This window comes from Nitrospirota bacterium (genome assembly GCA_040755395.1).
In the GTDB taxonomy this organism is placed as follows: domain Bacteria; phylum Nitrospirota; class Nitrospiria; order Nitrospirales; family Nitrospiraceae; genus DATLZU01.
Map to the genome: position 1 here is coordinate 1 of JBFMAX010000008.1, position 25,249 is coordinate 25,249.

The following is a 25,249-nucleotide window of genomic DNA, read 5'->3' on the forward strand; positions in this document are numbered from 1 at the left end:
CGGTGCTGTGCTCTGCTCCTTCACGGCGGTGCCTCCTTTCATGGCCGGAATGCCTCCGGCTGGGTTTGGTCACCCGAAAGGTTGCCACCGCCTTTTTCCTATTTCCACACTTTCTGACTATACCTCCATTCTCATATTTCTGTAGGCATAACCGGTATGCTTTGACGAACTCAGCCGTTTCCTGCCTTAACTCTGCGTCGGCCTTCCGTTGTCTATACTCCTGACACGCTATAGCCGCTGCGCCCACCAACTCATCGCAGTTGCGCTGGCCAAAGACGCATCCTGCTAACACGCCTGACAAATTCCTCCGGGCTCACTGGCGAAGGAAACCAGATAGCTTCACTCCACAGCCTGCTCCAGCAACCTGCCAACAGGATCGAGCTTGTCGGCGAGTTCCGTCGGCAGGCCGTGTCGCTCTTGCAACAGCACGGGCGAGTTATAGGTGAGCCACACGTTGCCGTCCTTGTCCTGCCAGGCCAAGGCTTTCATGGGGAGATCAATCGCGACCGTTGGCTTGGCCTTCATCAGGGCAGTTCCTCCTTTGGGGTCGCCGAAAATCAGGAGCTCCGTCGGCTTCATTTCCAGTCCGACACTTTTCGCCTCTCCGCTATGATTGATACGGACGAAGATTTTCATCCCTTTCGCCGTTACGGCCTTCTTCGATACCATTGATCGTTTCGGGAACCGAATACTTGCTCGGCTTGGTCACCAGAGTGCGGTCCGCCCGAGCTAGACCAATAAGCACAACTAAGCTCCCCAAACCGACATACAGAAGGTCATTCAAGAGCGTACGAAAGGACATCATGGGCGACTCCTTCTGCTCTTTCCCATAGAATCCTACAGCGGAGTGCTCGGCGTCGTGCGCTTCGGCAACGAGGAGGTCGCCGACACGACGGCGTGAAGGGCGTCGAGAAACGTGTCGGTATTCCGAAGCGCGGCTAGGAAGTAATTGCGCCGGGCCACAGCGGGCAGATCAAAGAACCAGTACCAAGACATGAGCGGTGAAATATGTAACCGGCTGCCCCCGGTTTTCTCTGTCAGGTGATGATCGCCGAAATACCCTCGCGTGGCGGAAATGATGCACGAGTTGATCACGCTCGGGTCCTGGTAGCGTTTGCCCTGCGCATACAGGACCGCCTCTTCGTACAGTCGATACGCGTCCATTTGCGGCGCCAATGCGCAGCCGCCCAGAAAGGCATTGGTCTCCATGAGCCCCGCCACGTTTTCCAGTACTTGCGTGTGTGCGACATCCGGTTCGATAGTCAGTCCCAGGCAAGCATGAATTCGCACAGCCAACTGTTTGAGTTCGTTGACGGCGAAGAGCGAGATCGCATCCTCAACGAACGTGCCCATCCCAGACTCATCCCCTCGAACCAGACTGTCCACCCCGCCGTCGATCAGGACGATGCCGTCAATGGACAGCCGCTCGATCAGCACCCGATAGTTCTCCAGTAACGGTTTGGCACCGGTTTTGTGAAAGGACCAAATGGTGACACGTTGGTTGCGCTTCTCCGCAAACCACTGCGCCAGGGAGAGCTCGGGAAAATAGGGCAAAAAATCCGTGAGACCGGCATCCACGCCGACCAGCGTCGGCGACACACGGGTACCGTCCTGCAGCGACGCGATATCCGAGAAGCTGAAGCTGGCCAGGTGGGCCTCTTTTCCTCGATACTGCAGCTCGAAATAAATCGGCAACCCGCAGAACAGATCGAACCCGCCGCCCATTCCGGCGATCAGGAGATTTTCGCAAGAGGCCAGCTGATCAATGATCGGCAGGTTGAGGTGCACGCACACCTCTCCGCTCAGGAAGGCAAGGGGAAAGAGATCCGCCCGTTTCGAGACAATCGGGTGAAGGGAGGCCGGCTTACCGCACCGTAGTGGCGTCTCCGACCCTGCCGCGGGATTTGAAAAACACGACCGCGAACTTTTCGATCAGGCTCCGCAGGCCTTTTCGGATGCTGTCGGGCACCTGGTCTTTCGGCCCATAGCCAAGCAGAGCATGACCCCACACCGCGTTCGGCGCTTTGAGTGCCACGTACGGACCGGCGTTGCAATCCACGTGATAGGCCACGATGTACTCTTCCCCGACCGTCCACACTTCGCAATTGATAAAGCCGACCTGATTCGGCCGCTCGACTCCGTCAAGCGACGGTCCTCCGGAACCTTCCAACGCCACCCCGGGAAAATTGTTCAGGAACGCCAGTCTCGTGAGATCGGTCAACTCGGCGCTCTTGAGCCCGAGCTTCTCCGCGCTGCCCTGTGTCTGCACCTCGACAGAGACGAATTTTTTAATCTGCTGTAACTCGGCAATGGGGGCCCGTTCAGGATGCTTATCCGCCTCCGGCGCCGCCCGTGTGAGGGTGGGCGCCACACTCACGAACAAGGCGCAGAGCACGAGAGCGAGCTTACGACCCAGAACCATCGTGCCACCTCCTGCGTCGCCCGGTTAAGCATTCGAGGCCCCAGTTTGCCATAAGTCGGGCGGGCCGATCACGGCAAAAGCGATTTGGCCGCTCCTTCCCCTCCTGCCCTTCCGCTCGCCGTCACGGATCCGGATCGAAGCCATCGCTCTCACAAGGCCGGCTTCTGCACTCCGATCGTTGTATTGCACGCGAGCGGCATCAACTCACCGCCGTGGAGAAACGACTTGTGGGTCCAGTGCCTGAGCACCCCGTCAGTGTCAAACCTGAGCGTGTACTCATCGCACCATGACCCGGTGGTTGCCCACGTATTCTGACTTCCCGGCTCCAATTGCCGAACCTCGTACACCCAGACCGGTTCTCCAGCCTGAGTGATCGCCACCCGTTGCGGTTCTCCTAGTTGTTGTCTGACGTCCTCCAGGGTGGCCCGGTCCTGCGCTGACTCCAGATAACGGCTTTCCTCGGGAACGAACAGGGCACATCCCGCCGTCAGCACGCACAGACCGAGAACAGGGATGTGAAGGATGGTCTTCATCGTGCACCTCCGCCTGTTAGAGCTGGTCCGACGTTTTCACTTGATAGCCGCCGGGCACGCAATAGGTCGGCGCGTACTCGCCGCCATGAAAATAGGACTGATGCGTCCACCGCCGCAGAACGGCTTGGTCGTCGAACGTGAGGACGTATTCGTCGCACCACATGCCCGGCGCCGTCGTCCGATTCCCCGGCTGCTGCGTCCGAATCTGGTAAACCCAGAGCGCTTCCCCCGTCTGCGTGGCGGCTGTCAGCGTAGGCGGTCCGAGTCGCTGCCGGACTTCCTCCTGCGTCGCACGATCTTGAGCGGTTCGCAAGTAGGCCGTTTCTTTGGGCTCGACCATCGCGCAGCCCATGGCAATCAGCACGAAAGCCGACAGAATGATCAGACGGCTCCTGTTCAAAGAACACCTCCCGGACGCGGTCTGTCCTCGTCGTTCACCATCTGACATTCTACACCCAGGCTTTCCTCCTGGGAACAGGCTGCCTCGGCTTCGTTCGGTGCTCGCACTTACGGAGCCTTGCCCGGCAAGACCTGATAGAAGCCGTTGACCTGCATCAGCTCTACCGCGGTGTCGAACAGAGCACTGAGCGTCTTGCTTGAGAAGATCTCTTGCTTGGGCCCGTCCGCGACGATTCTTCCCTTTTTCAAGAGCACGATTCGGGAGACCTCGGGCGGAATCTCGTGAATGTGGTGGGTCACGAGGATCAGCGTCTTGCCCTGCCGCATGAGATTCCGGACGAGATCGAGGTAGTGAAAACACGCCTGCAGGTCGAGGCCGCACGTCGGCTCATCCAGCACCAGCGCGGCGGGATTGTGAATCAGGGCGCGCCCGAGCAGAAAGCGTCGCTGCTCACCCGCGGACATCCGGCCGAACAGCCGATCTGCAAGATGGGCGATCCCAAGTTCTTGCATCACCTGGCCGGCTCGCTCGCGCTGCGTCGCACCGAATATTTGGTATTCGTAAGTTCCGATGCTCGCGTCATACCCGGACAGGATCACGTCCTCCCCCCTCACGTGTTCCAAGTACTGATGCTGCAGATCATGGGACACGACGCCCAGATGCTGACGCAGGTCCCACACGTTCCAGCCTTCCTGTCCGAACAGGCGGAGAGAACTGCCTTCGCGTGAGACGGGATGAAGCTCACAGGAGAGAAGCTTGAGCAGCGTGGACTTGCCCGCGCCGTTCGGGCCGAGGATAGCCGTATGGCATCCGGCGGGAATAGTCAGCGACAGATCGGTCAAAACGCGGGTGTCACTCCGATACGCGGTGACATGCGAGAGCTCGACGATGTTCGAATACGTCATCGACCGCAAGCCGGTCTCGCGGGATTCGTCGTGCGACCCTGACGATGCCTGCGCATCCCGGGAATATCCTTCCATCCTGCCCTCTTCGCCGAGACAGGTTTCCATGAAACCTCACCTTTTCCTGAAACGCAACTCGATTGCGACGCCGCCTGTCGACAGGAGGCTCACCCGGCACTTGCGCTTCAGTCGTACAGTCGGCACTATCGGCCCTGCCACCGTCTGAACCTTCAGCCGGCAGAAAGGAGACGATGCCCCGTGTCTGTCTACAGCACAACCGCTCGACTTTTGCAGATCATCGTTCTCTTACTGGACGTTCTGACAACCATTGGCCTTAGCCATGGATTCCCACTGGGCACGGCGGAGGCGGAGATCCGGCCGCATCTGAAGGTCGGCACCATCGCCTGGGATCAACTGGGCGGCGTCGGCGGGCACAAGTCGCTGGTCGGCGCCGGGCTCACCACGAACGTGGACTGGGAACGCGTCGGAACCAGGCTTGCCGTTGAGAAATGGTGGGTGGCCGAAGGCTTGGATGACGACCGAGGGATCATTCCCAAGGAAGGCTATAGCCTCTCCGCCGACGCCAGGTACGACTTCAGAACCGGATCGGTCCGGCTCTTTCCGTTCGCCGGCCTGGGCTATGACACCTGGGAAGACCGCGGCGCGCCGGCGAGTTGGGATACCCTGCGATTTCTCAGTTGGCGGGCGGGTGCCGGCCTCGACCATGACCGGGGATACATTTCAGCGGGACTGCTTCGGCCGTTTGCCGTAAATGCCGTCGGCGGCCCGGATCCCAGAGCTCGATACGGATTCACGCTCGAAGGCGGAATCCGCGTGAACGCCGTGACGATCGGCCTGTTCTACAAATCTCTCGGGTTTCAGGACCCGGACGCCAAAATGGTCCAGAGCGGCGTGTTCGTGGGATATCACTTTAAGTGACGGCGAGCCGAGCCGGTCGTTACTCGATGAGATCGAGCTTGATCCGCAACTCTTTCAACTGGTCGGGGCTGACCGGCGAGGGAGCCTCGGTCATGGGACACTGGGCCTTCTGAGTTTTTGGGAAAGCGATCACATCGCGGATGGAGTCGGCGCCGCCCAGAATCATGATCAGCCGGTCAAGCCCGAAGGCAATCCCGCCGTGCGGAGGGGCGCCATACTCGAGGGCTTCCAGCAAAAACCCGAACTTGGCCTCCGCCTGCTCCTTGCCGATGCCGAGCAGGTCGAGGATCTTCATCTGCACATCGCGTCGATGGTTGCGGATGCTTCCTCCGCCGATTTCATTCCCGTTCAAGACCATGTCGTAGGCCTTGGCTCTCGCCCTCAACGGATCAGAATCGAGAAACTTCACGTCGTCATCCAACGGCGCCGCAAAGGGGTTGTGCATGAACACGTAGCGTTTCGCCTCCTGATCGTAATCCAGCAGCGGGAATTCGATGATCCAGAGCGGCCGCCACGCAGACTTGTCGATCAGGTTCAGTTCCTCCCCCAGCAGGAGCCGCAGCCGGCCCAGCACGTCGTGCACCACGCCGGGCTTGTCCGCCACGAAGAGCACCAGGTCGCCGACCGCCGCGTCCGGCAAGACCGCCAGCAGCGCCCTGGCGTCCAAGAACTTCGCGATGACGGAATCGAGCTGTCCCTCACCGACGATCTTGACCCAGGCCAATCCCTTCGCCCCGAAACTCTTGGCCGTCTCGCCGAGCCCGTCGATCCGCGTCCGCGAAATGGCCGCGCCGCCCTTGACGATCAACGCCTTCACGAGACCGCCTTTGGCGACGGCGTCTTTGAACACTTTAAATTCGCTCTTTGCCGCGAAGTCCGTCAGGTCATAGAGCGGCATGTCGAACCGCAGATCCGGCTTGTCGGAGCCGTAGCGGCCGACGGCTTCCGCATAGGTCATCCGCGGAAAGGGCGTGGGCAACTCGACGCCGGCGGCTTCCTTGAAGACCGTGCTGATCAGCCGTTCCGTCAACGACATGACCTGGTCGCGGTCCGCGAAGGACATCTCGATATCGATCTGCGTGAACTCCGGTTGCCGGTCGTTGCGCAAATCTTCGTCCCGGAAACAACGGGCGATCTGATAATAGCGATCCATCCCGCTGACCATCAGGATCTGTTTGAACAGTTGCGGCGACTGCGGCAACGCGTAGAACGAGCCGGGATTGACGCGGCTGGGGACGAGATAGTCCCGCGCGCCTTCCGGCGTGCTTTTGGTCAGCATGGGGGTTTCGACTTCCAGGAAACCCTGCGCATTCAGGAAGGCCCGTGTGTGCTGCGTGACCGCGTGGCGGAGGGCGATCAGGCGCTGCATGGTCGGCCGTCGCAGGTCCAGATACCGGTACTTGAGCCGGATCGCTTCGGTGACGTCGGCCTCGTCCTCGATGAGGAACGGCGGCGTCTTCGACTCGTTGAGAATCTCCACGGAATCGACCAGCACTTCGATCGCACCGGTCGCAAGGTCGGGATTCTCCGAGCCTTCCGGCCGCAGCGCCACCTGTCCGCGGACCGAGACGACATATTCGCTCCGAAGATCATGGGCGTGCTGATGCGAGGCCGGGCTCCGCTCCGCGTTGAACACGATCTGCGTGATCCCGTGCCGGTCTCGGAGGTCGATGAAAATCACGCTGCCATGATCCCGGCGCCGTTGCACCCAGCCGTTCAACACGACGGTCTGCCCCACGTGGGCCTTGGTCAGCTCGCCGCAGTGATGGGTCCGCATCAACATGCGCGCCTCCGGCGCAGGTGCGAGGCGGGGGGCGAGAGGCGAGAGGCGTGACCGGGGACGGGCTCATGGGTTTCATGGACATTCGCACCGCCAGCCGCTCGCCTCGTGCCTCTGGCCACACGATCTCGAACGAGATCGCGGATCGCGTTCGCTTCCCGATCCGTCAGATACCGAAACTCACCCGGTTCGAGGTCTCCCAGCGACAAGGGACCGAACCGAACCCGCGTGAGTTTAAGCACCGGGTGCCCGACCGCCTCCAACATGCGTTTCACCTGATGCTTCCGGCCTTCGTGAATCGTGATTTCCAGCCAGGAATTCTGCTCCGCCTTCCGGACCGGCCTGACCGTCGCCGGCCCGGTCGGCCCGTCCTCCAGCGTGACCCCGCGCGCCAGCCGATCCATTTGTTCGCGCGACAACACGCCTTTCACCTTGATCAGATAGGTCTTCGGCACATGATACCGCGGATGCAACAACGCCTGCGCGAGTTCGCCGTGATTCGTCAGCAGCATCAGGCCTTCGCTGTCGAAATCCAGCCGCCCGACCGGAAACACCCGCACGCTGACGCCGCGCAGCAAATCCTTGACCGTCGGCCTGCCTTCGGGATCCTCCAAGGTGGACACGACACCCTTGGGCTTGTTCAGCATGAGATAGACGTAAGGCTGCACGGCCCTGAGATGCCGGCCGTTCACCTTCACATGGTCACGAGTCGGATCCACTTTCGTGCCGAGTTCCCGCACGACCTTCCCGTTCACCGTGACCAGCCCTTCGGCGATCATCCGCTCCGCCTTCCGGCGTGAGGCCAGGCCGGTGCCGGCGATGAGTTTCTGCAGGCGAATTTCCATAAACCGTATCTCGTCGCTCGTGAAGCGTATTTCGTATTTCTGAACCGCCGTATCTCGTGAAGCGTTACTCGTAACTCGCGAAGTATCGCTAGAGTTAGTGGGGCGACTTCCTTCTTCACGCTTCACGCTTCACGTTCTTCCGCTACTCCCATTCTATCGTGCTGGGCGGCTTCGAACTGATGTCGTACACCACCCGATTGACGCCTTTGACTTCGTTGATGATGCGATTGGAGATCCTCCCCAACAGCTCCGGCGGCAGTCTCGCCCAGTCGGCGGTCATGCCGTCGAGGCTCGTCACGGCCCGGATGGCGATCACATGCTCATAGGTCCGCTGATCCCCCATGACGCCGACGGTGCGGATCGGCAGCAACACGGCGAACGCCTGCCACAACTCTTGATAAAGCCCGGCCGCGCGGATCTCCTGATCCACGATCATCTCCGCGTCACGGAGAATCGCCAGTCGCTCCTGCGTGACGGCCCCCAGCACACGGATGGCGAGCCCCGGTCCGGGGAACGGCTGCCGCCAGATAATGTCGTCCGGCAGGCCCAACTCTTTGCCCAGCACTCGCACCTCGTCCTTGAACAGTTCGCGCAGCGGCTCGATGAGCTTCAGCTTCATCCGAGCGGGCAACCCGCCGACGTTGTGATGCGTCTTGATCGTCGCGGACGGCCCTTTGAAACTCACGCTTTCGATGACGTCCGGATACAGCGTGCCTTGCACCAGAAACTTGATCGCGCCCAGCTTCTTGGCCTCCGCCTCGAAGTTTTTGATGAAGAGCCGCCCGATGATCCTGCGTTTGCGCTCCGGATCGGTCACGTTCTTGAGCGCGGTCAGGAACTGCGGCGAGCGGTCGAGGAACCGGAGATTCAGCTTCAAGTGCGACGCGAAGGTCTTTTGCACCTGTTCACCCTCCCCGGCCCTGAGGACGCCGTTGTCCACAAAGACGCAGGTCAACTGGTTGCCGATCGCCTGATGGGTGAGCGCCGCGGCCACCGAGGAATCGACCCCTCCGCTCAAGGCGCAGATCACCTTTTCCTTCCCGACTTGTTCGCGTATCTGCCGGACCGCCGTGTCCACATAGGATCGCATCGTCCAGGTGGGTTTGCATCCGCAAATGTCGTAGACGAAATTGCGCAGGATACGGGTCCCTTCGACCGTGTGCGCCACCTCCGGATGAAACTGAAGGCAGTAAATTTTTCGGCCGCCTCCGTCCATCTTCATCGCGGCCACCGGCGAATTCGCCGTATGGGCGATCGAGCGGAACCCCTTCGGCATGCGCTCGATGCGGTCGCCGTGGGACATCCAGACCGTGGTGGAGGAGCCCTCGCCCACGCCGTTGAACAGATCGGAGCGATCGTCGATGACCAGATCCGCGCGGCCGTATTCCCGCCTGGTCGCTTTCGCCACCTCCCCATCCAGCAGGTGCGTGACCAGTTGCATGCCGTAGCAGATGCCGAGAATGGGAATATCCTGATCCAGCAGTTGCTTGGAGATCGACGGGGCCTTGCGCTCGTAGACACTGGCGGGCCCTCCCGACAGCACGAGCCCCTTGGGACGATACGCCAGAATGGTCGCGAGCGGCGCCGAACACGGAAGGATCTGGGAATACACCTGGGCTTCGCGGATGCGGCGGGCGATGAGCTGCGTGTATTGGGACCCGAAATCGAGGACGAGGATGCGATCGTGCCAGAGTTCCATGAAGACGTTAATCGTGCGGCGTTAAACGTTAACCGAAAGAGAAAATTGACGGGAGGCTTCCTACGATTAACGATTCACGATTAACGTTTAACGAGGAGATCACTCCCAATCCGTGCGGTAGTTCGGCGCTTCTTTGGTGATGATCACGTCGTGGACGTGGCCTTCGCGCAGTCCGGCCAGAGTCTGGCGAATGAACGTCGCTTTCTGCTGCAATTCCGGAATCGTCCGACAGCCGCAGTAGCCCATGCCGGACTTGACGCCGCCGACCAACTGATAGACGACGCCGGCGAGCGGGCCCTTGTACGGCACACGGCCTTCGATCCCCTCCGGAACCAGCTTCTGCGGGGCACGCCCGCTCTGTCCGTATCGATCTCCCCCGCCCCGTTCCATGGCGGCGATGGAACCCATACCCCGATAGACCTTGTACGTCCTGGCCTGGAACAACACCGTCTCGCCGGGCGACTCTTCGGTTCCGGCCAGGAGCCCGCCGAGCATCACGGCCGACGCGCCGGCCGCTAGAGCCTTCGTGATGTCGCCGGAGTATTTGATTCCCCCGTCGGCGATGATCGGGATGCCGGTGTCGCTCAGCGCCTTCGCGCAGTCCGCCACCGCCGTCAGTTGCGGCATCCCGGCGCCCGACACGATGCGGGTGGTGCAAATGGAGCCCGGGCCGACTCCGACTTTCACCGCATCGGCGCCGACTTTCGCCAGATCCTTCGCCGCTTCGGCCGTCGCGATGTTGCCCGCCACCACGTCCAGATCCGGATGCTTCTTCTTGATGAATTTCACGGTATCCAATACGCTCTGCGAATGCCCGTGCGCCGTGTCCACCACCACGAGATCGACGCCGGCCTTCACCAACGCCGCGACCCGCTCCTCGGTATCCGGCCCGACGCCGACCGCCGCGCCGACCCGCAGCCGGCCGTGCGCGTCCTTGCAGGCGTTCGGATACTTGATCCGCTTCTCGATATCCTTGATCGTGATCAGTCCCTTCAGCTCGAAGTTCTTGTTCACGACCGGCAGCTTCTCGATCCGATACTCGTGAAGAATCTCGCGCGCCTTTTCCAGGCTCGTGCCCTCCGGCGCCGTGATCAGCTTTTCCCTTCTCATCACCTGCGAGACCTTCAGGTCCATGCGCGTCTCGAAGCGCAGGTCCCGGTTGGTGAGGATGCCCACCAGTTTCCCGTTTTTCGTCACGGGAATGCCGGAGATCCGATACTTCGCCATCAGGTTATGCGCGTCGCGGATCGTCTGGTCCGGCGAGATCGTGATGGGATCGAGAATCATCCCGCTTTCCGACTTCTTGACCTTGTCCACCTCGGCGGCCTGGTCGGCCGGCGCGAGCACGCGATGAATGATGCCGAGCCCGCCCTCCCGGGCCAAGGCGATGGCCAGACGCGCTTCGGTCACCGTATCCATCGCCGCGCTGACGATCGGAATGTTGATCGTGATATGTCGGGTGATCGAGGTCCGCGTGTCGACTTCGCTCGGCAGAATCTGCGATTTGGCTGGCACCAGTACCACGTCGTCGTAGGTGAGCCCTACGCGAACCTCTTTGTCGAGCATCACGCCTCTCCGTCGGCTCCGACCCGGAGCTTAAACCTGCGCTGCACCCTGCGCCTTTTCGAGTTCCGCAGCCGCTTCGGCTTCTTCCCTCAGCCGCTCGCTGCCTTCCTCGGCTGGCATGAACTGTTGCACGCGCGTGTTGCCGCTGTCGACGACATACACGCTGCCCTTGGCGTCCACGGCGATCCCGTACGGGAAGTTGAACTGCCCGTCGCCGTTGCCGAAGCCGCCCCATTGGGTGACAAAGTTGCCCTCTCGATCGAACTTCTGCACGCGATGATTGCCGGTATCGGTGACATACACGTCGCCTTGGCTGTCGACGGCGATTCCCCACGGCGACCGCAACTGGCCGGCTTCCTGGGCCTGCGGGCTGCTCGCATGGCCTGGCTCCGAGCTGCCGCCCCACTTGGTCAGCAACTGCGGCAGTACGTTCGTGCTGGTGTCGAATTTCTGAATCCGATGGTTGCCCATGTCCACGACGTAGACCGACCCGTCCGCCTGATCGACCGCGATGCCGCGTGGAAAATAGAACTGGCCGTCGCCGTTGCCGAAACTGCCCCACGACATGATGAACTCGCCGGTCATGTCGAACTTCTGGACCCGGAAGTTCGCGCTGTCCACGACGTAGATGTAGCCCCGCACTCGGTCGATCGCGATCCCCCAGGGCGAGTTGAATTGGCCTTCGCCGTTGCCGCGCGAGCCGAACTTCATCAGGTACCCGCCCAGCTTGCCGTCGAATTTCTGCACCCGGTGGTTGTTCGTATCCACGACGTACACGTCGCCCTTGGCGTCGCAGGCGACGCCGGTCGGATTATGGAAATTCGCGTTGGCCGACCCGAAGTTGCCCCACAGGATGATGAAATTGCCGGCGCTGTCGAACTTTTGCACGCGGTTGTTGCCGTTGTCGACCACGAAGAGGCAGCCCTGCTGGTCGATGGCCAATCCATAGATCGGCGCCATGAATTCGCCGCCGTGCAGCAAGGAGGCGCCGCGTCCCGGCTTGCCCCATTTCGACACGCAGAGATAGCCTGACGTATTGACCAGGATGCTGGCTGAGGCGGGGGTCGAGACGTTGTTGCCTGCGTCCTTGAACCACACATAGATGGTTTTTTGCCCGTCCCCTGGAGAGAGCACGAACGGAATCGTCGCGCCGAACTTTTGCGCCGGCTCGACATCGACCCAGCCGGGCGTGCCGGCCATGGGCGTCACAGGATTCTCGGAGATATAGTACGCGGCGACTCCCGTATCCACATCGACCGCGGAGATCGTGACCACCACCTCCGGGGAGTTCGTCATGAACGCCCCGTGGTTGATCAACGCGTTGGCGTTCTGCGGCGCGGTCATGTCGATAAGGACCGGCGTCGCCGTCACTTCCTCCGACAGGGGGCTTTCGGCCCCGTCCTCATAGACCGCCGTGAGCGCGTAGTAATATGGGATATCGTTCGTCAGGCCGGTGTGGGTGAAGGGGCTTGTGACGCCTTCGATCTTGGTCGCTGTCTGCATCGCCAGGTTCGGCGACGTATTGAAGTAGAGGTTGTAGGAGACCGCTCCCGGCACCTCCAGCCAACTGATATACGTTTCCGTGTCTCCGGGCTTGACGGCAAGACTCCTCGGCGGCGCATGCTCGCCCGATTCTTTCGGCGCGGCCTTTTGCTCCTGCGCCAACTGCTCTTCGGTCGGCACGTACTTCAGAACACGGTTGTTGCCGCTGTCCACCACATAGACGCACCCTTCTTTGTCGACCGCGATCCCGGAAGGGAAATTGAGCTGTCCTTCCGTCTTGCCGCGGTTGCCCCACGCGCACAGGAAGGTGCCGTTGCCGTCGAACTTTTGAATGCGGTGATTGCCGCTGTCCACCACATAGACGTTGCCGAGCGCGTCGCAAGCCACCCCCCAAGGGGCCTTGAATTGGCCGGGGCCGCTGCCTTCGCGACCCCACTTGGTGAGGAAGCTCCCTCTGGCGTCGAACTTTTGGATGCGGTTGTTTCCCTCGTCGGCCACAAAGATATTGCCGACGAAATCGACGGCCACCCCACGGGGGAAGAAAAATGCGCCGTCGAAGCTGCCGTCGCGTCCCCATTTCAGCAGCGGCGTCCCGTCGGACTTGAACTTCTGGATGCGGGAATTGCTGGTGTCCGAGACGTAGATATTGCCTTCCTTGTCGGTGGCGATACCCCAGGGCACGTCGAATTTCCCCAAGTCGGCGCCGCGCCACGCGAAGCCGAACCTTCCCCAGGCATGCATGCAGTTGCCGTCGGAATCGAACTTCTGCACCCGGTTATTGCCGCTGTCCGCGACATACACTTCGCCGTCGGGACCGATCGCGAGGCCGCGCGGATAATAGAACAGGCCTTCTTCCTGGCTCGGTTCGCCGCCCCAACGCGCGATGAACTTTCCGTCCTTGTCGAATTTCTGGATCGAATGATTGTCGGTATCGGCGACGTAGATGTTGCCGTCGTTGTCCAGCGCGATACCGGTCGGCGAGCTGAATTCCCCGTCGTCGACGCCCTCCTGCCCGAACTGCATGGCCAGTAGATAGGGCGACGGGATCGCCATCACTTCCTGCGACTCCGGGCTCTCGCCTTTCGGCGTCACCACCGTGACGACGTAGTGGTAGCAGGTGCCGTTGGCAAGATCGTCGTGTACGAACGGAGAGGCCGCGCCTTCGATGCAATTGCCTTTTTCCTTGGTCACGCCGATGGTGTGTTTGAAATCCTCGGGACCGGCGATCGGCCGGGTGAGCTCCGAAAACTTGATTTGAACGCCCTTGGACGTCATGAAATAGAGGTTGTAGTACATGGCGTCCGGCACGGGATCCCAGGTCAGGGTGACCCGGCCGTTCCCCGGTTTGGCAGTCAACCCGGTCGGCGGCGGCGGTGGCTGCTCCTCTTCCTCGATGACCGAATCCCCCGCGCCCCACTCTTCCGGGCCGCCTTCCGCCCGCAACGCCGGCCGATCGAACCTGAACATCTCATCGAGTAACCAAGCCTTCATCATGGTTGTTGCCTCATGTGGTTCACGCCCGTTCGAAACAACGAGAAATCGCGGATTTTTCGAGTAGATAAGCGGGCAGTCTAACAAAGCGAAAAGAAGGGAGTCAACGGGGGCCCCGATCGCCCTTTGTGCTCGCGCAACGCGCGGCCTCAGAAGGCCCTCGTTGGACGAGCGTAATTCAAGGGCTGATCAGGGTACCCGGCAGGGGAAAGAAGCGCGGAAGCGGAAAACATCCGACGCGCAGGCGATCACAAGAAATTATTCCGCGGTCTCCAGGTCGAACGAGGGCGAGCAACCGACGGCGGTCGCGCACGACTCCCCGTCCGTCCTGAACGGTCCGCTGTCTGTCTCGCCGTTCGCATGCCCGGCAGGACGATCGTCTTCCGCGAGGTCTTCGTCCATCGGCAGGAACGTCTGCTCCGCCTCGCCCAATTCTTTGAACTCCTTGAGCGGCGGCAGTTCCGACAGGTCGCGGAGGCCGAAGTGTTCCAGAAAGAATTTGGTCGTGCCGTACATGATCGGCCGCCCGGGGACGTCTTTGCGTCCGACGATCCGCACGAGCTTGCGTTCGAGGAGGGTCCTGAGCACACCCGACGTTTCGACGCCGCGAATCTCTTCGATCTCCGCCCGAACGATCGGCTGTTTGTAGGCGATGATCGCCAACGACTCCAGCGCCGATCGCGAGAGTTTGGGCGCCGCCTTGGTTTTTTCGAGCCGGCGAATCCAGGGCGCATACTCGGTCTTGGTCGCCAGACGATAGCCCCCCGCTACCTCGATGAGCTGCAGGCCGCGGCCGTCCTGTTCCAGTGCCTGGCGCATCCGTCCCAGCGCCTGCTCGATCTCGGCTTTCTTCACGTCGCCCACCAGCGCGACGAACCGATCGAGCGAAAGGGGCTCGTGCGCCACAAACAACAACGCTTCAAGGATGGCCTCGAGCTCCCGTTCCTCCCGCAATTCCGAAAGGCCGTCGGCCGACGCGCCGGCCTTATTGCGGTGCTCTGCCCGCCCGTCGGCGATGGAATGCTCATGCCCGTTTTCGCCGGGCGCGTCGAGTTCCGTGTCCTGAGCCGAGTCATCCATGGCGGGGAGCAATGTCGCACTCATAGGTTCCTCCATTCCGACTCTTCCAGCATCTCCGGCGGCTCCGTTTCGTTGACCAGCGAGAACGCGCGCGAAACCAGAATCGGCCCGAACGTCTCGGCCTGAAACGCCCGCACCACCCGGATCCGGATCAGTTCCAACAGCGCGAGAAACGTCACGATCACCACCAAGCGATGACACGATTCCTCGAACAACGACACGAAGGTCACCGAGTCCTTGCCTTCCAGCGCATCCAGAATGGCGTTCATGCGGTCCCGAACCGTCAGGTTCTCGGGCACGATCTCGATCAGCCGCCTGCCCGGCGTCCTGGCGATGACCTCCTGCAACGCATCGACGAGGTCGAACAGGGTGATGTTCTCCAGCAGCGCCTCTTCCGAGCGGACCCGCATCGGGGGTCCTTGTTCCCTGACAAACACATCGCGCCACAGGCGTTCCCGGCTGTCGAATTGGTTCGCGGCCTCCTTGAACCGCTTGTACTCGAGCAAGCGTCGGACCAGTTCTTCCCGAGGATCCGGACCGTCTTCCTCGTCGGTTTCTCCCTCCTCCGACGGCAGCAACATGCGGGACTTGATGTGCAGCAGGGTCGCCGCCATCACCAGAAATTCGCCCGCCACCGACAGGTTCAGAGCCTTCAGGGTGTTCAGATAGTCGAGGTACTGTCGGGTGATGAGGGCGATGGGGATGTCGTAGATGTTGATTTCGTTCTTTTTGATCAGGTGCAGAAGCAGGTCCAACGGCCCTTCAAATTTCTCCAGGCGCACCTGATACGCCAGTTCCCCCTGTTCCACGGCACTCTCCACTTCGAAACTGCGGTCGGCCCCTTATATCAGCTTATGGTGGTACGAGCAAGCCCCAAATCTACATATAGGGGATGCACAGCCTGCGTCTGTTATCTCGCCCTGATGAGATACGCCACTAAGGCTGCGGCGAACAACAACAAGACGGCGGTGAAGGCGAGTTGGAAGATCGAGCCTCGGGCTTGGAAGGGCGTGGAGCGACCACCAACCAGTTGGGCCCTTGTAAACTGTGGCTGCTTCTCAAACCGGGTGTTTGTAAAATCTTCGCTCCCCTTGAATTGGCTGTCCGAGAAGTCCGCAACCGACCGAAAGGTGGCTTGGCGGAACGAGGCGTCTTCCCCGAACATGGAGAACAGAAAAAACGCTTCCCGCTCGAAGACGGCTTCGGAAAAGTCGGCCCTCTTCAGAAACTCGCTCCCGGAAAAGCCGGTGCCCATTTTGAAGGTTGCCTGCGAGAAGTCGACATCCTTCTGAAACGTGACCTCCAGAAACTCAGCCAGGCCGTTGAATTCGGCCTGAACATAGGTCACGGGTTCGGCGAAGACCGAACGGAAGAACCGTGAGTGGACGCCGAAGGCGGTTTGGGCAAACCGGGCTTGGCCGGTGAACCGGCCATGAACAAAGAACCCTTCCCGAAGGATCACGGCCTTCGAAAGGTCCACCGGTCCGAGAAAGACACAGCGCGACAAATCCAGCAAATGCTCAAAGACCGTGCCGGTCAAGATGACGGGCCCGCGCATCAGCACGTACCCCTCTTTGATGCCGGTGCTGATCGTGCCTTTGACCACCGAATCCCGAATCGACAGAGGCCCTGAGACCAATCTGACTTCCCGCACGTTCAGCCCCGAGACGGCATTCCGCTCGTCTGCCGAAAGACCGAGGATCGCATCGACCGGCACGGGGGTCAGCTCATCGAGCCTGAGATCGCCGCTGACGACAACCCCGGCGAGATCGACGCCTTTTCCTGAATTCAAGGCGGCCAGCAACTCCTCGGCCGTGACCGCGCGAGCCGTTTGCTCCTGCTCCGAGCATCCGGTCAAATGCCTCACGAACATCTGTTCCGCCGTTCCGGCGATGGACTCTTCCGTGCAGGCCGCCGGAAGAGGACTCGCGCACAGGAGACCGATGAGCGGCGGCAGACACCCACCGGCGACGACGAAGGAAGACCGGAACCACATGAGTCGTTTCACGCGGAGACCTTGCGCGAAGCTCCACCGACCAGGAGCAAGGTGAGCGAATCGTTTACAGAGTCACCCCGGCCTCTTACAATAATTGCGACGGACTCGTTTGGACGAGGAGCTGCCCGTTCATGCCGCGCCGCAGCATCCGCTTTTTCCTGGCCGGTCTCACAACTTTCGTTCTCCTCTGCATCGCCGTCGCCTGCGCGCGGCCGACGGACGCGGCGGCCGAATCGGTCGGCGAGATGCCGGTGTTGGCCTCCTACAAGTCCAACGATCGCGGTGTCTTTGAGATCCTGCTGTTGCATTGGGACCAGAAACCCGACCCAAACCCCGTCGCCCTGAAATGGCTCGACGCTGGCGTCACCCTGGGGCAAGCCCATTTGGACGCGATGGTGGTCGCCTTTCGCTACGCGGTCGAACGGACCCCTTCCGTCCCGCATACCGGGACCGTCTCAGTTCAAGGAGTGACGTACCTCCCGACCACCAGCGACGGTCCCAGCGCCGGAGCCGCCATGGCGGTCGGATTTATCGCGATGTTCAAAGGCGATCCGATCCAACGCGGCGTGGCCCTGACCGGGACGATCCGACCGGACGGCACCATCGGACCGGTCGGCTCGATTCCCGACAAAGTTCGCGCCGCCGTCCGCGAGGGCTATCGAACGGTTCTCATCCCGGCCGGTCAACTATACGAACCGCGCTGGAATCTGACCGGGCTGGGCGTCGAACTGAATGCCACGATCAAGGAAGTGCACACGGTCGAGGAAGCCTATGAACTCGTGACGGGCCGGAAGCTGTAAGGAGTTTCTCTACTTACCCCAACGCTCCGAGAATCGCCTCATATTCTTCTTGCGTCAGCACGTGCATTCCCAGATTCAACCGCCGCGCGAGTTCCGCCTGGTCGGGGATCTGAAGGACCTTTTGTAAGAGCGCCTGGCTCTCGCCCGGCGACGACTCCCATCGGTTGACGAGCCTGATACGGATGAAGCCGAAGCGAGCTTCGTTACGCAACTCATCCTTGAGCAGATCGTCAAGCCGGTCGAACGGCAGGACGCCCGAGACGATCCGAAAGTGCGCGCAGATTCCCGATTTGAGGACATAGACCAGGCCGCAGGACTCCGCGGTCAGGAGCCTTTGCAGGTTGTCCCGAATGAGCGCAGTCCTGAGTCCCCACAGCTCATGAGTCAATTGCAGTTCCGCGCTTTCGCCGGAGCTTCGTTCACGAAGGGCGCCGGCCACGAACAGAAAATGGCTCATCGGAGTGAAACATCTCTTGAGATAGCGAGAAGCCGGCGGGTCGGCGTCGAGCTGGAAAAAGCGTCAATGACCGCGCTGAAGATCGCCGGCGAGGAACCGTCCTTGCCGGCAATCCAGCCGACGAGCGATTCCTCGCTGCGATACGACTCTGCATTCGCTCAAAGGCATCAGCGCAACCGGGGCGGCTGTTTCCTGCAGAAAGAGAACATCCTGGTCAATTATTCCGAAAGTCGTCGTTATCGTCTAGCAAGTCTTCGGATTTCTCGAGGTAGTCCACGTCGTCATCCTCGTCCTCGAGCGAGAGATGCTCCTGCATGTCCTCTTCCACTTCGTCCACGTCTTCGGGCATCTCCATGTCCTCCGCCATCTCTCGATCAAGATCAGGCAGTTTCGGCTCCGCCGCAGCCTTCTCCGGCCCGGCCGCCGCTTTCGGCTCAGCGGACACCGGGGCCGGTTTGGCGGCCTTTTTCGCCTTCGCCGGAGCCTTCTTCTTCGGCGCCTTCGCAGCGGCCTTCGCTCTCCTGGCCTTGGCCGCTTTGGCCGATGGGCGCTTGGCCGTCGCTTTTTTCGCGGCAACCTTTTTCTTTGGTCTCGACTTCGCCTTGGCCCGCGACCTCGTCGCGGCGGCCTTCGCCTTTTTCTTCATCGCCTTTTTCTTTTTCGCCATCGGCAGTCCTCCTCAATGAGCCGCTGCGCGGCTGGAATTTTTTCGGGGTCTCCATCTAGCACGAATGAGTATCGCGATGCAACCGTCCATGGCAAACACTCTCTACGTAGAGGGCATCAGTTCCCCCGGCGGAATACCTGCGCGGGAGCATCGGCCCGCCTCTGGCGTCACGGTTCTACCCACACACTGACCACGGACGGAAAACTGTCGGCCCCTTTGACGGTATCGGGTCCCGTCATGTCGGTGACTCTGAGCCTGAACTGCAACAGCCGCCTGCGTGAGACCTTCGGCGCCACGAACGTCGCCTTTGCCTCGTCCACGTTGAAGAGGGTCACCTTGTGACCGCGGATCTGCTTCCATTCGTAACGCAACGGATCACCGTCCGGATCCGTGCTCTGTATGCCGTTCAGCACGACGGTCGCCCCGGATTTGACCGTCAAATCCGGGCCGGCTCGCGCGATGGGGGCTCGATTGGGCTCCGAGTTGCCGTCCACCACAACATCCAGAGTCCCGACTTTGCCTCGATTGGCCACCGCGATCGCGGCCCGTCCGTTTCCGACGACCTGGGCCAAACCCTCCGGGAATACCCGGACCACCCGTTCATCCGAAGAACGGTATGTGCTCCCGGCCGACGCGCCTCCGATGCGTCGCAGGACCCCGTCGGCGAACTGTCCGACCACGGGAATATCAACTATTTTTCCGATCGTATCCAGTCGCCAAGGTTTCTCCACCGCGAACTCGATGGTCGACAGCTCAGCGGCGGGCTCGACGTGCACCAGGATTTCATCGAACTCTTCCCGGCCCTCCAGCCGGCCACGCACCACTTCGCCCACTGCCAGAAGACGCAACGTTCCGATTGCATCCACGGGCACGCGGAGTATCCCGCCGAACGGCGGAGTCGAGGCCTCAGTCGCCACGAGGGCGGGAGTCGCCTGCTGCGTGGCGACCGGCTCTTCTCCTTGACGAAACCACAAGTACTGTACGCGGCGGAGGCCGATCTCGGACCCGATATCGACGGAGACCGGCACGTCCTGCCCGGCCTGCAACACCGCATCGGAACGGGGCGAGGTGATCGAAAATGCCGCGGCGACCGAAGGGGCGATGAGCCAGACAGCCGCCGCCTGAAGGATCAGGAACCTGTACCGAAGACCGAGCCGCATCGCCGCTGCGAGCTTATCGCAGGACGGCGGCCAAGAATCGCTCAATCGCATAGGTGCTGATCTGCCCGCACGGACCGTTGAAATTGACATCGCAGCCATGGGTTGCCCAGGGCAGTCGGATATACAGATGGGAACTGCCTGTTTGCGCAAGCTTGGCGGCCAACCGCGCGCTTTGTGCCGGCAAGACGAGCTCGTCCCGCTGACCATGAATCAAGAGGGTGGGCACCGTCTTGGTTACGACCGCATTCAACGGGGAAGCAGCTTCATACAAAGCGGGCGCGTCGTCAAGAGACATGCCGATATAGGCCCTCAGGAGTCCGCGAGTATCGATGACGGCCGGGTTGCCGGGATTCTGATAGGCGTATGAGAGATCGGTCGGAGCATACAACGCCGCCACGCCCTTGATCGCAGGATCTCCAGAGGCATAGGCCGTCAAGAGTGCCAGTTGGCCTCCAGCCGACCGGCCGACCAGCGCGAAGCGGTCCGGATCGATGCCGAACTCAGCCGCACGCGTCTTGAGGTAGCTGATCGCATCGGCGACATCATCCCTGGCGGCAGGAAACCGCCACTGCGGGGCGAGCCGATAGTCTACTGCAGCGACCACAGAGCCACGGGCAGCCAGGTAGGCGTTGAAACGGCTCTGTTCAGTCCGATCACCGGCCTGCCAGGACCCGCCATGCAAGACGACAACGCAGGGCGCCTTGGCCGACACGGCACCGTTGACAACCGGGGCCGGGGAGGAATCAGAGGAGTGATACACATCCATCCGAAGTTCAGTCCCCTCCTTGAGCGCGTAGACGACGGTTCGCATGAGCACTTCCGGAGTTCGCACACCGGTAAACAGCTCGGTCAGCACCAACGCAGAGGGCCTTGGAGCAGCCGGCTTCGGCTCCGGCACTGTCACGTCGCCGAAGGCGGCGGTGAGCTGAGCCGGCAGGTGTCTGGCGAGAGAAACGGCTTGCAGCACCGGGTTCAGCAGTAAACCGCAGGCCACCAGTCCCAGGAACGCCCCGATCAGCCGAGTCGTCTTCTCTCGCCAACCGGGAAGCCAGAGCAGGAGCAATGATAAAATTAACCAATAGCCCCATTCGGTCACGGCGAGCGAGATCAACCAAAACGCGTGAGCAGGAGGACGGATCACGGTCATGGCAGAAACCGCCACGGCCAGGACGCCGAACAGGAGTCGCCCCATCGGTGACGAATCCTTTCCGCCTTTCTGAGGCTCTTATCAATTAGGAGCGAACGGCCGCTTGCGCCGGATGAGACGCCAGCATGAGAACGTTGCCATTGATCACCATAGTGACCTGTGCCCTGGTCCTTGCGGCCGCTTGGCCGGGTGTCGCCGCGGCGCCCCAGCTTCACATCACGATCGAGAACGGGTCCCCCTATTTTGTGCCGGCGAAAGCGGTGGTCTCGGCAGGCGCGCCGATCCGCTGGGATAATCCCACACCGACGCATCACACCGTCACCCACAACGGCTGCGTCGAAGAAGGGGCGGTGTGCGCGTTTGACTCCGGCACCATGGAACCTGACGGGAGCTACACGATTCCCAGCCTCCCACCAGGACAATATCCCTACCATTGCCGGGTCCACCCGATCATGCAGGGTATCCTCACGGTCGTCGAGCACGTACCCGTCTCTTCTCAGACCTAGCACGAATCGACACGTCTGTCGATCTCTTTTGAGGCCACCCCCTGATCTCGCCCTCTCCAATATCTTAGCCGCTTTCCCCGCCGAACCGCTTGCCCGACAGCTTGCGATAGCCGAGTCCATCGTGTACTCTGGCACTCCCCGAGTCCATCGGTAACAGAACCGAGCCCGCTCGATGAAAACGACCGCCGCAATCCGAGAACCCCTGGCGTTGACCGATGCGGTCCTCAAGCTCCGAGCTTGGCGCATGCCTGACATGGTGGCCTACCAGCACGGCTCAGACGAATGGTGGCTGACTCCGCTGGATGACAACCTTCCCCTTGTTCGCCTGAACGGACTCGGCATCGAGTTGCTGACCTCGATGGACGGACACATCACCGTGGAGGCGCTGCTCAATAAGTACGGCAGATGGGTCTGCGGCCCGGACGGGCAGACCGGCCGCTGGTGCTTAGAACATTGGTCCCTGCCGGGCTACTCCCTCTGCTACTTCGGGGTGAACCCGCCGGCCGGCGACCACCGTCTCGGCGCCAAGTGGGACCTGCTCCTGCAACAGATTCGAGACAAGTGGTCGGGTCAAGAGGGGTTCGAGGGAGAAGAGCACCTGTCCGAATTTCATCTGCACGACATCGCCAAGGAGGAAGGTCATTTCGACACGATCGAAACGACCGTGTCACACCTGTTCAGAGAGCCCTCCGACGCCCTCCAAGGGCAAACCTATGGACGCCTCCTCGCCAAACACCTCCGCCGCTTGGGTTGGTGGTCGCCGAAACCGCGGGTGCTCCTCGAAGTCGGCGGCGGCCTCGGGTACGTGGCGCGGGAGATGGCACAGGAACTTTCTCCGCGCGAAAAGGAAGACGTCCACTACCTCTTTCTGGACGTGACGAAGCCGTTTGTGAAGTCGCAACTCGCTATGGCCCACAGCGCCGGCTGGAAGCGCTCCGCAACACAAGCAAACGCGGAATGGTTGCCCTTCAAGGATGCCACCGTCGATCTTGTCATCGACAACGAGAACCTCGCGGACATGACGCCGGTGCAGTTGACGAAGCGGGAGGTGCAGGCGGACAAGGGCGAGACGCCCGCTCACCAGGAGGCGATCGACTGGATCAGGCGCACCCGTCTTCCCCTGGGACAGGATCTGCCCGACGAATTCATCTTCAATCTCGGGCCGTTCCGCTTCGTCTCGGAGCTGTGGCGGGTTCTCAGACCGGGCGGGCGGGCCATCCTGATCGAGTTCGGCATTGACACCGGCTGGCCGGCTCCCGTGAAGCTGCCGGGCCACACCGAGTACGAAGTCCAATACACGCACTTGCGCCATCTGGCGCGCTGGCTCGGCTTTCAGGAGCAGTATGTCGCCTTGCCGCAGTTCCTGGGCATCAAACCTGATACTCCTGTCCTGTGCACGGGCGCCGCCTACGCCATCCAGCGATTCTGTGAAGCGCAGGGCAAATCCTTCGCCATCCGGGCTTATACCGAGCCAGAACTGGCCAAGGCGCTGGGCGACATGTTGCCGAAACTGCGCGGCTGTCACTATCACAAGATCGGCGACCCGGCCTGGTTCGGTCTGTGGGATTTCAAAGTGCTGCTGCTGGAGAAACCCGGCGCGGCGCCCAAACCGGCGTTCACGGAGGCGAAGGGCTTCCGGTGGTATTCCCAGCGGTAGGGCAACGCACTATGTTCGAAAACCAAGTCTAGCGCTCCATTTCTCAGCATAGTTCCAATCGATGTGCAAGTCGTCTTGGCGAGCTCTGATTTTTTCCAGATCGGCCTGATCCTGAAGACGCCCGGCCAAGGTTTTCAGCACAATAAGATCCTCTATAGTCAAAATGGGCGTCTGTAGTGAGTCGAATTTAACGATCCGCCGACGGGACAACGCGGTCCGAAGATACTCCGAGTCCGCCAACAGCAGATCGATGACGACTTCCTGAATCGAAGAAAAGGGGTCGGGAGTCGTTTTATGACTGAGCACTATTAAGACTCCCGACCCCTTTTTCTCTGCCACGACCCCTTTTTCTCTGCCACGCTAGCTCTTCCATCTGTCCAAGCCCCTGATGGGAAACGCCTGACCCGGCGCGGCGCATTCTCCGCCGATTCATTGAGCACGTCAAGGACCACTTAGGGTTGTGTCCCTGAGATTGTTAAAGAGGTGGCGAGGAGAAAGGGGCGGGCGGGAGTCGTGTTATGACTGAGCACTATGAAGACTCCCGACCCCTTTTTCTCTCCTTGAACCGAAGCGCCACCCGGACGGCCCCGAGGCTAGCGCGGGCCGTTTGCGGCACGCCTCCTCCTCGTGTAGAATTCTTGGATGAAGGTACGTGAACTGATCGCCTTGATCGAAGCCGATGGCTGGTTTCTTGTTCGAACGAAAGGCAGCCATCGTCAATTTCATCACCGAGTGAAGAAAGGGACGGTTACGGTGTCGGGAAACCCTGGCGTGGATGTACCGCCCGGAACACTGAACAGCGCGCTCAAGCAGGCGGGTCTCAAGAAGCAGGAGTGAACCTCTATGCGATATCTTGTCATCGTTGAAAAAGGTCCTACGTCCTACGGAGCCCACGTCCCGGACCTTCCCGGCTGTGTCGCTGCCGGAGAAACGAGGGAGGAAGTACTGGACCTCATCCGTGAGGCCATTGAGCTCCATCTGGAAGATCTGAAACATGAAGGGCAGCCGATCCCGCCTCCCTCATCGACGGCCGAAGTGGTAGAAGTCAAAGCCGCATAACAACCGGTTCGAGCCGGCTCCGGGAGGTATAAAAGGGGTCGCCCATCTCGAAGGCTCTAGTCAAGGGGAAAAGAATCCTCTGCGCGCCGCGCTGGGTGCACGCGGCGTGCGTCCTTCACGTCTAGCCCTCCTCCCCGGAGGCGAGTGCTGACGCGCATCCCCGTTCTCGTTCCGGTGGTGTCGACTCAGGATGCTGAGTCGCACCCGTCACTCATCAGGATCAAGGCATAGAAGGAGCGTGTCGAGCGGCTCCTTTCGCCCCTGGCACCTCGTGTGCCCCAGAGAACGGGAGGGAAGAAAAGGGGTCGGGAGTCGTTTTATGACTGAGCACTATTAAGACTCCCGACCCCTTTTTTCTTCCCCCTGTGCGTATCGTGCGCACACACCGTGACGGTATACGCCACATGAGGAGCCTTCGAGATGATTATCAGGAGTCGTTGTTGGCATAAGGGCTTGGCCATCTTGACGACAGTGCGATCGCATGTGCCTCCAGTTCAATACACCGCCACCACCGCCAACCTTGCGCACGATGATCGAATCTAAGACTCCCGGCCTCTTTTCTTTTCCCTGAATTGTTAAAATATCAAAGCCTGACCTCGCCTCCCCGGACGATAGTTCCCTCCCTTCGATCTTTCCTTTG

Annotated in this window: 26 protein-coding genes; 6 read left to right on the top strand and 20 right to left on the bottom strand. The window is 61.0% G+C overall.

All coding sequences use genetic code 11. The features are described from left to right. Window positions 1-339: 339 nt before the first annotated feature. From AB1555_12475 to AB1555_12505, 7 genes are all read right to left on the bottom strand, one after another. Window positions 340-636, bottom strand: coding sequence for a DUF302 domain-containing protein (locus AB1555_12475; protein MEW6247503.1), 297 nt, complete (start codon window positions 634-636; stop codon window positions 340-342). Further along, complete coding sequence (locus AB1555_12480; GenBank protein ID MEW6247504.1) at window positions 608-805, bottom strand: hypothetical protein; 198 nt, start codon at window positions 803-805, stop codon at window positions 608-610. The genes AB1555_12475 and AB1555_12480 overlap by 29 nt, the downstream gene beginning before the upstream one ends. Window positions 806-837: 32 nt before the next feature. After that, window positions 838-1,788 carry a DUF1152 domain-containing protein gene (locus tag AB1555_12485; GenBank protein ID MEW6247505.1) on the bottom strand — a complete coding sequence of 317 codons (951 nt, stop codon included), beginning with the start codon at window positions 1,786-1,788 and terminating at the stop codon, window positions 838-840. 76 nt (window positions 1,789-1,864) lie between these two features. After that, on the bottom strand, window positions 1,865-2,422 hold the full coding sequence (locus AB1555_12490; protein ID MEW6247506.1) for a hypothetical protein: 558 nt from the start codon (window positions 2,420-2,422) through the stop codon (window positions 1,865-1,867). A 149-nt stretch (window positions 2,423-2,571) separates the two neighbouring features. Continuing rightward, a complete protein-coding gene (locus tag AB1555_12495; protein ID MEW6247507.1) occupies window positions 2,572-2,955 on the bottom strand; it encodes a hypothetical protein in 384 nt (127 codons plus the stop codon). A 16-nt stretch (window positions 2,956-2,971) separates the two neighbouring features. Further along, window positions 2,972-3,355 carry a hypothetical protein gene (locus AB1555_12500; protein MEW6247508.1) on the bottom strand — a complete coding sequence of 128 codons (384 nt, stop codon included), beginning with the start codon at window positions 3,353-3,355 and terminating at the stop codon, window positions 2,972-2,974. A 107-nt stretch (window positions 3,356-3,462) separates the two neighbouring features. Continuing rightward, on the bottom strand, window positions 3,463-4,365 hold the full coding sequence (locus tag AB1555_12505) for an ATP-binding cassette domain-containing protein (protein ID MEW6247509.1): 903 nt from the start codon (window positions 4,363-4,365) through the stop codon (window positions 3,463-3,465). 150 nt (window positions 4,366-4,515) lie between these two features. On the opposite strand from AB1555_12505, the gene AB1555_12510 reads away from it, so the two are divergent. Further along, window positions 4,516-5,196 (top strand): hypothetical protein, encoded by a 681-nt coding sequence (locus AB1555_12510; protein ID MEW6247510.1) that lies wholly within the window; start codon window positions 4,516-4,518, stop codon window positions 5,194-5,196. A gap of 19 nt (window positions 5,197-5,215) precedes the next feature. Here the strand turns inward: AB1555_12510 and aspS are convergent, their stop codons facing one another. From aspS to AB1555_12550, 8 genes are all read right to left on the bottom strand, one after another. Beyond that, the gene (gene aspS / locus AB1555_12515) at window positions 5,216-6,979 is read right to left on the bottom strand and encodes an aspartate--tRNA ligase (protein ID MEW6247511.1); all 1,764 of its coding nucleotides are present in this window, start codon (window positions 6,977-6,979) and stop codon (window positions 5,216-5,218) included. Next, window positions 6,973-7,821 carry a pseudouridine synthase gene (locus tag AB1555_12520; protein MEW6247512.1) on the bottom strand — a complete coding sequence of 283 codons (849 nt, stop codon included), beginning with the start codon at window positions 7,819-7,821 and terminating at the stop codon, window positions 6,973-6,975. Before AB1555_12520 ends, aspS begins: the two co-directional genes overlap by 7 nt. A 142-nt stretch (window positions 7,822-7,963) precedes the next feature. Then, a complete protein-coding gene (gene guaA, locus AB1555_12525) occupies window positions 7,964-9,520 on the bottom strand; it encodes a glutamine-hydrolyzing GMP synthase (GenBank protein MEW6247513.1) in 1,557 nt (518 codons plus the stop codon). A gap of 99 nt (window positions 9,521-9,619) precedes the next feature. Then, a complete protein-coding gene (gene guaB / locus AB1555_12530) occupies window positions 9,620-11,086 on the bottom strand; it encodes an IMP dehydrogenase (GenBank protein MEW6247514.1) in 1,467 nt (488 codons plus the stop codon). A gap of 30 nt (window positions 11,087-11,116) precedes the next feature. Further along, window positions 11,117-14,083 carry a 6-bladed beta-propeller gene (locus AB1555_12535; protein ID MEW6247515.1) on the bottom strand — a complete coding sequence of 989 codons (2,967 nt, stop codon included), beginning with the start codon at window positions 14,081-14,083 and terminating at the stop codon, window positions 11,117-11,119. Window positions 14,084-14,338: 255 nt separating this feature from the next. Next, window positions 14,339-15,184: an SMC-Scp complex subunit ScpB gene (gene scpB, locus AB1555_12540; GenBank protein ID MEW6247516.1), complete on the bottom strand. Its 846-nt coding sequence runs from the start codon at window positions 15,182-15,184 to the stop codon at window positions 14,339-14,341. Continuing rightward, complete coding sequence (locus AB1555_12545; GenBank protein MEW6247517.1) at window positions 15,181-15,969, bottom strand: segregation/condensation protein A; 789 nt, start codon at window positions 15,967-15,969, stop codon at window positions 15,181-15,183. The genes scpB and AB1555_12545 overlap by 4 nt, the downstream gene beginning before the upstream one ends. Before the next feature lie 101 nt (window positions 15,970-16,070). Beyond that, window positions 16,071-17,168 (bottom strand): pentapeptide repeat-containing protein, encoded by a 1,098-nt coding sequence (locus AB1555_12550; GenBank protein ID MEW6247518.1) that lies wholly within the window; start codon window positions 17,166-17,168, stop codon window positions 16,071-16,073. Between the two features lie 119 nt (window positions 17,169-17,287). Here AB1555_12550 and AB1555_12555 point away from each other — a divergent pair, with 119 nt between their 5' ends. Beyond that, the gene (locus AB1555_12555) at window positions 17,288-17,956 is read left to right on the top strand and encodes a S16 family serine protease (GenBank protein MEW6247519.1); all 669 of its coding nucleotides are present in this window, start codon (window positions 17,288-17,290) and stop codon (window positions 17,954-17,956) included. A 13-nt stretch (window positions 17,957-17,969) separates the two neighbouring features. Here AB1555_12555 and AB1555_12560 read toward each other — a convergent pair whose 3' ends face one another. The 4 genes from AB1555_12560 to AB1555_12575 form a co-directional block, all read right to left on the bottom strand. Beyond that, on the bottom strand, window positions 17,970-18,413 hold the full coding sequence (locus AB1555_12560) for a hypothetical protein (protein ID MEW6247520.1): 444 nt from the start codon (window positions 18,411-18,413) through the stop codon (window positions 17,970-17,972). A 214-nt stretch (window positions 18,414-18,627) separates the two neighbouring features. After that, window positions 18,628-19,080, bottom strand: coding sequence for a hypothetical protein (locus tag AB1555_12565; protein ID MEW6247521.1), 453 nt, complete (start codon window positions 19,078-19,080; stop codon window positions 18,628-18,630). Between the two features lie 167 nt (window positions 19,081-19,247). Continuing rightward, window positions 19,248-20,240: a PKD domain-containing protein gene (locus AB1555_12570; GenBank protein MEW6247522.1), complete on the bottom strand. Its 993-nt coding sequence runs from the start codon at window positions 20,238-20,240 to the stop codon at window positions 19,248-19,250. Between the two features lie 13 nt (window positions 20,241-20,253). Next, entirely contained in the window at window positions 20,254-21,432 is a 1,179-nt protein-coding gene (locus AB1555_12575) for an alpha/beta hydrolase (protein ID MEW6247523.1), read from the bottom strand. 80 nt (window positions 21,433-21,512) lie between these two features. On the opposite strand from AB1555_12575, the gene AB1555_12580 reads away from it, so the two are divergent. Both AB1555_12580 and AB1555_12585 read left to right on the top strand, forming a co-directional pair. Then, complete coding sequence (locus AB1555_12580) at window positions 21,513-21,893, top strand: cupredoxin domain-containing protein (GenBank protein ID MEW6247524.1); 381 nt, start codon at window positions 21,513-21,515, stop codon at window positions 21,891-21,893. A 172-nt stretch (window positions 21,894-22,065) separates the two neighbouring features. Next, complete coding sequence (locus tag AB1555_12585) at window positions 22,066-23,550, top strand: hypothetical protein (protein ID MEW6247525.1); 1,485 nt, start codon at window positions 22,066-22,068, stop codon at window positions 23,548-23,550. 9 nt (window positions 23,551-23,559) lie between these two features. On the opposite strand, the gene AB1555_12590 is transcribed toward AB1555_12585, so the two are convergent. Next, entirely contained in the window at window positions 23,560-23,889 is a 330-nt protein-coding gene (locus AB1555_12590; protein ID MEW6247526.1) for a hypothetical protein, read from the bottom strand. 303 nt (window positions 23,890-24,192) lie between these two features. Between AB1555_12590 and AB1555_12595 the strand changes: the two genes are divergently transcribed. After that, window positions 24,193-24,387, top strand: a complete 195-nt coding sequence (locus AB1555_12595; GenBank protein MEW6247527.1) for a type II toxin-antitoxin system HicA family toxin — start codon at window positions 24,193-24,195, stop codon at window positions 24,385-24,387. A gap of 6 nt (window positions 24,388-24,393) precedes the next feature. Continuing rightward, the gene (locus AB1555_12600; protein MEW6247528.1) at window positions 24,394-24,609 is read left to right on the top strand and encodes a type II toxin-antitoxin system HicB family antitoxin; all 216 of its coding nucleotides are present in this window, start codon (window positions 24,394-24,396) and stop codon (window positions 24,607-24,609) included. The last annotated feature ends 640 nt before the right edge of the window (window positions 24,610-25,249 follow it).

Bases quoted from the DNA above. Each gene is read 5' to 3' on its own strand.
- AB1555_12475 (MEW6247503.1), bottom strand. From the start codon at position 636: ATGAAAATCTTCGTCCGTATCAATCATAGCGGAGAGGCGAAAAGTGTC.
- AB1555_12480 (MEW6247504.1), bottom strand. From the start codon at position 805: ATGATGTCCTTTCGTACGCTCTTGAATGACCTTCTGTATGTCGGTTTG.
- AB1555_12490 (MEW6247506.1), bottom strand. From the start codon at position 2,422: ATGGTTCTGGGTCGTAAGCTCGCTCTCGTGCTCTGCGCCTTGTTCGTG.
- AB1555_12495 (MEW6247507.1), bottom strand. From the start codon at position 2,955: ATGAAGACCATCCTTCACATCCCTGTTCTCGGTCTGTGCGTGCTGACG.
- AB1555_12505 (MEW6247509.1), bottom strand. From the start codon at position 4,365: ATGGAAACCTGTCTCGGCGAAGAGGGCAGGATGGAAGGATATTCCCGG.
- aspS (MEW6247511.1), bottom strand. From the start codon at position 6,979: ATGTTGATGCGGACCCATCACTGCGGCGAGCTGACCAAGGCCCACGTG.
- AB1555_12520 (MEW6247512.1), bottom strand. From the start codon at position 7,821: ATGGAAATTCGCCTGCAGAAACTCATCGCCGGCACCGGCCTGGCCTCA.
- guaA (MEW6247513.1), bottom strand. From the start codon at position 9,520: ATGGAACTCTGGCACGATCGCATCCTCGTCCTCGATTTCGGGTCCCAA.
- guaB (MEW6247514.1), bottom strand. From the start codon at position 11,086: ATGCTCGACAAAGAGGTTCGCGTAGGGCTCACCTACGACGACGTGGTA.
- AB1555_12535 (MEW6247515.1), bottom strand. From the start codon at position 14,083: ATGATGAAGGCTTGGTTACTCGATGAGATGTTCAGGTTCGATCGGCCG.
- scpB (MEW6247516.1), bottom strand. From the start codon at position 15,184: ATGAGTGCGACATTGCTCCCCGCCATGGATGACTCGGCTCAGGACACG.
- AB1555_12555 (MEW6247519.1), top strand. From the start codon at position 17,288: ATGCCGCGCCGCAGCATCCGCTTTTTCCTGGCCGGTCTCACAACTTTC.
- AB1555_12560 (MEW6247520.1), bottom strand. From the start codon at position 18,413: ATGAGCCATTTTCTGTTCGTGGCCGGCGCCCTTCGTGAACGAAGCTCC.
- AB1555_12565 (MEW6247521.1), bottom strand. From the start codon at position 19,080: ATGGCGAAAAAGAAAAAGGCGATGAAGAAAAAGGCGAAGGCCGCCGCG.
- AB1555_12570 (MEW6247522.1), bottom strand. From the start codon at position 20,240: ATGCGGCTCGGTCTTCGGTACAGGTTCCTGATCCTTCAGGCGGCGGCT.
- AB1555_12575 (MEW6247523.1), bottom strand. From the start codon at position 21,432: ATGGGGCGACTCCTGTTCGGCGTCCTGGCCGTGGCGGTTTCTGCCATG.
- AB1555_12580 (MEW6247524.1), top strand. From the start codon at position 21,513: ATGAGAACGTTGCCATTGATCACCATAGTGACCTGTGCCCTGGTCCTT.
- AB1555_12585 (MEW6247525.1), top strand. From the start codon at position 22,066: ATGAAAACGACCGCCGCAATCCGAGAACCCCTGGCGTTGACCGATGCG.
- AB1555_12595 (MEW6247527.1), top strand. From the start codon at position 24,193: ATGAAGGTACGTGAACTGATCGCCTTGATCGAAGCCGATGGCTGGTTT.
- AB1555_12600 (MEW6247528.1), top strand. From the start codon at position 24,394: ATGCGATATCTTGTCATCGTTGAAAAAGGTCCTACGTCCTACGGAGCC.